Origin of the sequence: Ferruginibacter sp., from assembly GCF_031391665.1 — a bacterium.
GTDB lineage: Bacteria > Bacteroidota > Bacteroidia > Chitinophagales > Chitinophagaceae > Ferruginibacter.
Genome location: NZ_JANMUN010000243.1, coordinates 1 through 8,178 on the forward strand (window position 1 = coordinate 1; position 8,178 = coordinate 8,178).

General features: G+C 36.5%; 8 protein-coding genes. 4 read left to right on the forward strand and 4 right to left on the reverse strand.

Annotated features, from left to right (window positions below; all coding sequences use genetic code 11):
• Positions 1 to 42: 42 nt before the first annotated feature.
• Positions 43 to 426 (reverse strand): ATP-binding cassette domain-containing protein, encoded by a 384-nt coding sequence (locus ACY651_RS18535; protein WP_462254995.1) that lies wholly within the window; start codon positions 424 to 426, stop codon positions 43 to 45.
• Between the two features lie 159 nt (positions 427 to 585).
• On the opposite strand from ACY651_RS18535, the gene argS reads away from it, so the two are divergent.
• Both argS and ACY651_RS18545 read left to right on the forward strand, forming a co-directional pair.
• Positions 586 to 2,397 (forward strand): arginine--tRNA ligase, encoded by a 1,812-nt coding sequence (argS, locus tag ACY651_RS18540; protein WP_462254996.1) that lies wholly within the window; start codon positions 586 to 588, stop codon positions 2,395 to 2,397.
• A 48-nt stretch (positions 2,398 to 2,445) separates the two neighbouring features.
• Positions 2,446 to 2,790: a DUF6970 domain-containing protein gene (locus tag ACY651_RS18545; protein WP_462254997.1), complete on the forward strand. Its 345-nt coding sequence runs from the start codon at positions 2,446 to 2,448 to the stop codon at positions 2,788 to 2,790.
• 36 nt (positions 2,791 to 2,826) lie between these two features.
• On the opposite strand, the gene ACY651_RS18550 is transcribed toward ACY651_RS18545, so the two are convergent.
• The 3 genes from ACY651_RS18550 to ACY651_RS18560 are packed head-to-tail and all read right to left on the reverse strand — an operon-like array spanning position 2,827 to position 6,697.
• Positions 2,827 to 3,798, reverse strand: coding sequence for a peptidase associated/transthyretin-like domain-containing protein (locus ACY651_RS18550; RefSeq protein ID WP_462254998.1), 972 nt, complete (start codon positions 3,796 to 3,798; stop codon positions 2,827 to 2,829).
• Positions 3,798 to 5,915, reverse strand: coding sequence for a prolyl oligopeptidase family serine peptidase (locus ACY651_RS18555; protein WP_462254999.1), 2,118 nt, complete (start codon positions 5,913 to 5,915; stop codon positions 3,798 to 3,800). The genes ACY651_RS18550 and ACY651_RS18555 overlap by 1 nt, the downstream gene beginning before the upstream one ends.
• Before the next feature lie 32 nt (positions 5,916 to 5,947).
• Positions 5,948 to 6,697: a hypothetical protein gene (locus ACY651_RS18560; protein WP_462255000.1), complete on the reverse strand. Its 750-nt coding sequence runs from the start codon at positions 6,695 to 6,697 to the stop codon at positions 5,948 to 5,950.
• A gap of 257 nt (positions 6,698 to 6,954) precedes the next feature.
• Here ACY651_RS18560 and pfkA point away from each other — a divergent pair, with 257 nt between their 5' ends.
• Both pfkA and ACY651_RS18570 read left to right on the forward strand, forming a co-directional pair.
• Complete coding sequence (pfkA, locus tag ACY651_RS18565; RefSeq protein WP_462255001.1) at positions 6,955 to 7,938, forward strand: 6-phosphofructokinase; 984 nt, start codon at positions 6,955 to 6,957, stop codon at positions 7,936 to 7,938.
• 49 nt (positions 7,939 to 7,987) lie between these two features.
• Positions 7,988 to 8,178 (forward strand): hypothetical protein (locus tag ACY651_RS18570; protein ID WP_462255002.1); only part of this gene is annotated, 191 nt, incomplete at its 3' end.

Genomic DNA, 8,178 nt, shown 5'->3' on the forward strand with positions numbered 1-8,178 from the left:
AAGGGCACCGTGGATATTACTCCCGGCGAACGCATGGCGTTTTTAAATCAAAATCAATTTGCTTTTGACGAGCAAACCGTTTTTAATACCATCTGCTTCCGTAAAATCTTCTTTGGCATAAATAGCATCTCTTTCATGCATCACTTTCCACATTTTACTGTGGCCCATCATTACGGTATTTAAAACGGTTTGCTCGTCAAAAGCAAATTGATTTTGATTTAAAAACGCCATGCGTTCGCCGGGAGTAATATCCACGGTGCCCTTATTGGGCTCAATCTCTCCACTTAATATTTTTAAAAAGGTAGATTTACCGGCACCATTGGCACCAATAACCCCGTAACAGTTTCCCTTAGTAAAATTGATGTTTACCTCATCAAACAAAACCCTTTTGCCGTAAGCCAGCGTTATATTAGTTGCACTTATCATAGTTGTAAAAAAGTGTGCAAAGATAAGGGAATTGGTTAGAGGTTAAATGTTGAAAGTTAAAAGTTATTTCATTTTGCTACCTGATGCTATTTACAGATTAGCTTTTGCCATTTGCCCATTGCTTATTGCCCAATGCAAATTGCCAATTATCTTTGCCGCATGTTGATAGTAGAGCAATTACAAAAAAGTACTGTAGAAAGTTTAACTGCGTTGTTTAGCCAGACTTTTACCGAAAAAGATTTCCAGGTTAACCAAACCAAGCCCGAATTTGAGGGAGATTATACCGTAGTGTTGTTTTCATTAGTAAAATCGCTGAAGTTATCGCCTGGTGATATTGGCAATAAATTAGGCAAGCATCTTATTGAAAATAATCCTTCGCTTTTTACACAATACAATATTATAAAAGGCTTTTTAAATTTAACTGTTGCTGATGCATACTGGATGGAAGTATTGCAAAAAAATTATACTGACGTATGCTTTGGTAAAAAACAAATGAATGGCAAAAAAGTGATGGTGGAATACTCTTCTCCCAATACCAACAAACCTTTGCACCTTGGGCATTTGCGTAATAATTTTTTAGGCTGGAGTGTGGCAGAAATTTTTAAAGCCAGCGGTTACGATGTAATAAAAAGTTGTATCGTTAATGATCGTGGTATTCATATTTGCAAGAGTATGATTGCATGGCAGCTTTTTGCAAATGGTGCTACTCCGCAAAGTACCAATACAAAAGGCGATCATTTTGTGGGAGAATATTATGTAAAATTTAATGACGAATATAAAAAGCAGGTGGAAGAATTGATTACTGCCGGCAAAACAAAAGACGAAGCAGAAAAAGAAGCGCCGATAATGAAAGCCACCCAGCAAATGCTATTAGACTGGGAAGCCGGAAAGCCCGGTACAATGGAGCTTTGGCAAAAAATGAACAGTTGGGTGTATGCCGGTTTTGATATTACTTACAAAACTATTGGCAGCGATTTTGATAAAATGTATTATGAAAGCAATACTTATTTGCTGGGCAAAAAAATAGTAGAAGAAGGTTTACAAAAAAGCGTTTTTAATAAAGAAGCTGATAATAGTGTGTGGATTGATTTAACCGAAGATGGTTTAGATAAAAAAATTGTGCAACGCAAAGATGGCACTTCGGTTTATATGACGCAGGATATTGGTTTGGCACAACAGAAATATGAAGAATATAAAATTGACCAGAGCATTTATGTAATTGGTGATGAGCAAAACTATCACATGAAAGTACTGAAGCTAATTGCAGAAAAATTGCAATTACCGAACGCAAAAAATATTTACCATTTAAGTTATGGCATGGTGGAATTACCTACCGGAAAAATGAAAAGCCGTGAAGGCACCGTGGTAGATGCGGATGATATTGTGGATGAAATGAAAAAAGTGGCACAGGAAAAAACAGAAGAGTTAGGCAAGGTAAAAGATTTTACTGTGGATGAATTAACTACATTATATCATACCATTGGATTGGGTGCATTAAAGTTTTTTTTATTAAGGGTTGACCCAAAAAAGAAAATGATCTTTAATCCGGAAGAGAGTATAGATTTTCATGGATTTACCGGGCCGTTTATACAGTTTAATCATGCAAGGATAAAATCTATTTTAAGAAAATCAATAGTGAATGGTGAATCGTCAATAGTGAGTGGAGAGTTGTCAGTTATCAGTGGTCAGTCGTCTGCTGTTTTTTTACCGTTAGAGAAAGAATTGATAGTTGCACTCGAACAATTTCCAACTATTATTCAGCAGGCATGTGACGAAATGAATCCATCAGCCATTGCAATTTATGTGTATAATATTGCTAAAATATTCAGCTCCTTTTATAACGAACATTCAATTGCCAATGCAGAAACGGAAGATAAAAAACAATTGCGTTTGCATTTAGCAGCCATGACGGCTAATGTTATTAAAAGTGGCATGGGGTTATTGGGAGTTGAAGTACCCGAAAGAATGTAAAATGTTTGGAGCGATATTTGGTTATTATTTTATCAAATGATTAAAATAATGAAATATATTGTTTTACTGTTTTTTTCCATTGCAATTTTTAGTTGCAGTGAAACAAATAAAATAGGCTCCACACTTGCCTGCACACAAAAATTAATTGACAGCGCATTAGCTAAACCTAAAGGGGCGCTATTTACCAGGATAGAATCTTATCTCTATCAGAACAAAACCGTTTACCTGTACATTGCCGGATGCTGCGACAGGTATAACGAAGTAAAAGATGCCAACTGTGTGTATATGTTTTCTCCTTCAGGGGGATTAACCGGTAAAGGAGATGGAACACAGCCAACATTTTTTACAGATGCTGTATTCATTGCGGCGATATGGGAGGATAAGAGGCAGTAAAAAATAATTCTGTATTTTAAACCAAATCTGCTTAATTTATTCGCTTGATTTAATATCAACAATATTTTTGCCACCACCACCTACATCACAATTTGTAGTAATTCTTTCAGGAGAAATCCCTTCTTTCTCAACTAAATATTTTTTTATATTTTCAACCCTATAACTATAAATATATTGACGTCCGCACATTTCCGGATAAGCAACAACTGATATAGTAGTACCAGGATTTGCTTTTAACTTTGCAGCAACATCAGATAATAATTTTCTATTTACATTATTCAGTTTTGATGCATTTGGTTTAAAAACAATACTCGGTAAATCTAATAATTCATTTCCGCCAATTCCTCCCATGATAATTCTGCTGCATGAGCTTGGCTTGTTCAGCACCACATCATAACTCGCCGATAACATTGCAGGATGATAAGTTCTAACAACAGTAATTAGATCTTCGTAACTAAAATAAAGAGTATGATTAATTGCACCTGCCTCACTCATATCAAAACTAAAATTTCCGTCTTTATCAGTTGATGCCATTTCAGTAGTGTCGAATATTATTTTTGCTTTTTCCAATGGCTTACCTTCTGCATCTTTTATTGTTCCGGAAATGATAACCTTATCTAAGCCTTTAAAATTTTTCTTTATAAAATCTGTGCTAAATACGGTTTGTGGCCTTACATTTTTAATGCCTGCGTTAGAAGATAGTGCTTTAAAACTAAGCACTGCAAAAATTGCCGCTGCAATTTTATTAAATCTGCTTAAAAATATTTTGTTCTTTGCAACAGCAGGTAAAATATTTCGCCCCAATTGAGTTTGATGAAAGCGGCCGCAATGCGTTGCAGGCTGCAATTTCAAAAAATTAAGCAGTTCATCATCACTCATCTGCGAAAAATCGTACACAATATTGTTGCATTTGCTGCAATGCTTCCCATCACCAGCTTTGGTCATGGCTTCCCAATTTTGAGAACAGGGATTGGGGATATTAATATTTAATACGGATTTCGCTTTCATTAAAACTTTGGTGTCACTCCCATCTCATAAAATATAAAAGAAAAAATATCTGCAGTGGTTTCAATATTTTTTTTAGTGTTGCTGGCACCGTGGCCACTGTTGGTATCAATTCTTATCAGCACAGGATTTTTACCTTTGTATTTTTCCTGCAGTGTAGCAATATATTTAAAAGAATGTGCAGGCACTACCCTGTCATCATGGTCGGCAGTGGTTACCAAAGTAGATGGGTAATTCACCGTGCTGCTGATATTATGCAAAGGAGAAAAAGCATACAGGTTTTTAAAATTGGCTTCGTCTTTTTCGCTGCTGCCGTAATCAGCAATCCAGTTCCACCCAATGGTAAATTTATGAAAACGCAACATATCCATTACGCCAACCTGCGGAATGGCAACACGAAACAGATCGGGGCGTTGATTAATAACAGCTCCCACCAATAAACCTCCATTACTTCCACCACGAACCGCCAGTTTGCTGCTGGAGGTATATTTTTCATTTATTAAATATTCGCCTGCTGCAATAAAATCATCAAATACATTTTGCTTACTTAACATCATACCAGCTTTATGCCATGCCTCGCCATACTCGCCACCACCACGTAAATTGGCTTGTGCATATACGCCACCTGCATTTAAAAATGGTAACAGTGTAGCACTGAAGGCAGGTTCTAAATTAATATTAAATCCTCCGTAGCCGTATAATAAGGTTACGTTGTTACCATCTTTCTTTATTCCTTTTTTATTAATGATAAACATCGGGATTTTTGTTCCGTCTTTTGAAGTATAAAAAACCTGTTTGGTTTCATAATCTGCAGGGTTAAAAGCAACTTCGGGCTTGCGAAAGATGGAGCTTTTACCACTGGCAATATCATATTTATAAATGGTTGGCGGAAAAGTAAACGAAGTAAACACATAAAATACAAACTTATCATCACGATAGCCATTTAAATTGCCGCCATTGCCTAATGATGGATATTTTACTTCGCCTAATTGTTTCCCATTTAAATCGTACACATAAGTCCGGGTGCTTACATCTTTTAAATAATCAACAAATAATTTTCCGCCACCGGTATTGGCATTTTGCAAGGGTTCTTTTTTCTCGGGTATAATAGTGATCGCTTTTTTTAAATCGGGATTTTTAATATCAACCGCAATTACTTTACTGTTGGGTGCATCAGCATTGGTTTGCAGTAAAAATTTATCAGCAGTGTTTTCAATTACGCCATAATTATCATTGGTAATTTCGGCAATAATGGGATAAAATTTTCTATCCGCAGATGTCAGGTCCATTGCATAAATAGCATTACCATCTAGTCCTTTTCCTCTGTCGCTGAGGTTGAGAAACAAAAACTTTTCATCTTCGCTGGTGGAAGTAGTATGAAAACGCTGTGGATTATTTTTATCCTCATAAATTAATTTATCATCAGCCTGAGCAGTACCCACTTTATGAAACCACACCTGGTGATTTTCGTTTTTTACACTCAATGCACTTGCACCTTTTTCCGGCGCAGGATAACGGCTGTAATAAAACCCATGTCCTTCCCATGCGGCGCCGCTTATTTTTACCCAATCTAATTTATCATCTAAATTTTTACCTGTAGCCATGTCACGTACATAATAAGTTTGCCAGTCGCTGCCGCCTTCGCTTAAGCCTACTACTGCATAAGCACCATCTTTACATAAATTAAAAACGGTTAAACGTGTGGTGCCTTCTTTACTTAATTTATTAGGATCAATTACTACTTCGGGTGCTCCGGTTAATCCTTTTTGCCTGTACAATACCGATTGGTTTTGCAACCCATCGTTCTTATAAAAATAAAACCATTCGCCTTTGCGGAATGGAGCAGAATATTTTGGATAGTTAAAAACTTTTTCTATGGCCTCTTTAAAATTTTTACGGTAAGGTATTTTATCCAGGTAACCGAACGTTACTTTATTTTCTTCGGTAACCCATGCTTTGGTTGCTTCGCTTTTATCATCTTCCAGCCAGCGGTAAGGGTCGCTTACATTTGTACCAAAATAATTATCGGTTTGTTCAGTTTTTGTTGTGGTGGGGTAGGTTAACTGGGCAGTAAGTGTTGTCATTAACGCAAAGGTGCTGCATAAAAATAATAATCTCATGTAAAAATATTTTTACTAAGATACTGAAATTATTAATTGCTGGTTTTTATTACCGTTGGCGTTTCTCCCACCATCCAGGTAGCAAATGTTTCAGAAATTTTCCATGTATTGCCTGCATATTTTTGTGGAAAGGCGATTACATAATCTATAAAACTTTTTACATGGCTGCCAGTTACTGTTTGCATTGCTGCAAATAATTTCTTTTCATTAAAAATTCCACCTTTAACTATTTGATCCTGCCCATCGTTTTGCTGCAGCATTTCCTTACCTGTAAATTTTATGTCGGCAACCAATGAATCTATTAAACTGTTTTCTTTTTGTTCATTCAAAGACAAAGGTTCGGCAAAATTGTAAAAAAATCCGCCGTTTACGTGTTCAAAATAAACTGCGTTTCTTACCAAATCATATATCCTTCCTTTATATTTTGCTGGATAATTAATTTGGGTATACAACAAATCGTTTTTTATTGGTGTATTAATTTTATTGTAAAGATGCAAGCCAAAATAATAATAGTCTTTTTTTATAAGCCGGCATTTGCCCCAGGCAATTTTTACAGTATCATCTTTACTGTTGGTGTAATTATGTTTCAATAAACCCATCTGGCCCATGTCAATAGTAATACTGGCAACTGGCAATTGCACCTGCACAATTTTAATACTGTCGCTGGCATCAACTATATAATCGGTTATAGTAAAAGTAAAAACCTCTTTTTCATTTTTTGTTTGCGCCATTGCCATTATGGGTACAGCAAATACACACATTATTAAAAATAACTTTTTCATCACATAATTTTTAGTAAAGAAAATACATAAAAAAAATATTGGCATACCTGCCAATGGGTATTTTTATCGAACCAAGATTGATAATTTAGTATTTAAAGATAAAAAATCAACAGGTTATAATATTTTTTTAACGCTGCAAACCTTTGCAGCGATATTTGTGCTAATAATCTTTCAACAATCTGTTGATAAATGACTAACAGGGTTTTAGTGTGTACATACCACACAAAAAATTGAGGCCTTTAACTTATCTTTGGGGTATGGAAAAGAAAGTTACAAAAATTGGTGTACTTACTTCCGGCGGCGATAGTCCGGGCATGAATGCCGCTATCCGTGCGGTTGTGCGTACCGGAATTTATCACGGAATGGAAGTTTACGGAATTATGAGAGGTTACAGCGGTATGGTGGAAAATGAAATAGTGAGGATGGAAAGTAAGAGTGTGGCCAACATTATACAGCGTGGGGGCACTATTTTAAAAACATCACGTTGCAAAGAATTTTTTACGCCTGAAGGCAGAAAAACAGCTTATGAAAATTTAAAAAAACATGGCATTAACGGGTTGGTAATTATTGGTGGCGATGGCAGTTTTAGAGGTGCACAAATTTTCAGCAATGAATATGATATTCCGTGCATTGGATTGCCGGGCACTATTGATAAAGATATTGCAGGCACCGATTTTACCATTGGTTTTGATACCGCAGTAAACACAGCTGTAGAAGCTATTGATAAAATAAGAGATACTGCGGATGCACATGACCGCTTATTTATTATTGAAGTAATGGGCCGTGATGCCGGATATATTGCCTTGCACAGTGGTATTGCAACGGGTGCCGAAAATATTTTAATTCCTGAAAGGAAAACAATTATAGATGATATTATTAAAGCCCTGGAAGAAAAAGAACGCCGCCATAAATTAGTAAACTTAATTGTGGTGGCTGAAGGAGAAGAATTTGGCGGTGCCGATGAAGTGGCTAAAGTTATTAAAAAACGTTTACCCCAACAGGAAGTTAGGGTTTGTATTTTGGGTCATATACAAAGAGGTGGAAGCCCCAGTTGCATGGACCGTTTAATTGCAAGCCGCATGGGTTACCATGCTGTAGAATGCTTAATGGAAAACCGGCATAATGTTTTTGTGGGTATTGTAAATAATAAAATGAATTATACGCCGCTTAACGAAGCCGTAAAGAAAAAACAAAGGATAAGTGAAGAGTGGATGACGGTGGTAAAAATATTATCGTCGTAATAAAACATAACATTTTCCCTTATCAAATAACCAGTATCATTTAAAAATTATGAGTAAGAATCTTACACAATACCTGCACCACCAAATGGATAAACAGGCAGGGCTTGAACACTCTCAAAAAAGAACCGCCGATCGGTTGCGCGCGGCTGGCGTGCCGGCAACCAAGGCGTCCCACTTCCTCAGCCAGTGCCTCTTCTGCTTCTTCGCAGAGGACGTGCACCTCCTACCTGCGCGGCTCTT

Excerpts from the sequence above, each read along its gene's own strand:
- ACY651_RS18535 (WP_462254995.1), bottom strand. The coding sequence starts at position 426 with ATGATAAGTGCAACTAATATAACGCTGGCTTACGGCAAAAGGGTTTTG.
- pfkA (WP_462255001.1), top strand. The coding sequence starts at position 6,955 with ATGGAAAAGAAAGTTACAAAAATTGGTGTACTTACTTCCGGCGGCGAT.
- ACY651_RS18555 (WP_462254999.1), bottom strand. The coding sequence starts at position 5,915 with ATGAGATTATTATTTTTATGCAGCACCTTTGCGTTAATGACAACACTT.
- ACY651_RS18560 (WP_462255000.1), bottom strand. The coding sequence starts at position 6,697 with ATGAAAAAGTTATTTTTAATAATGTGTGTATTTGCTGTACCCATAATG.
- ACY651_RS18550 (WP_462254998.1), bottom strand. The coding sequence starts at position 3,798 with ATGAAAGCGAAATCCGTATTAAATATTAATATCCCCAATCCCTGTTCT.
- argS (WP_462254996.1), top strand. The coding sequence starts at position 586 with ATGTTGATAGTAGAGCAATTACAAAAAAGTACTGTAGAAAGTTTAACT.
- ACY651_RS18545 (WP_462254997.1), top strand. The coding sequence starts at position 2,446 with ATGAAATATATTGTTTTACTGTTTTTTTCCATTGCAATTTTTAGTTGC.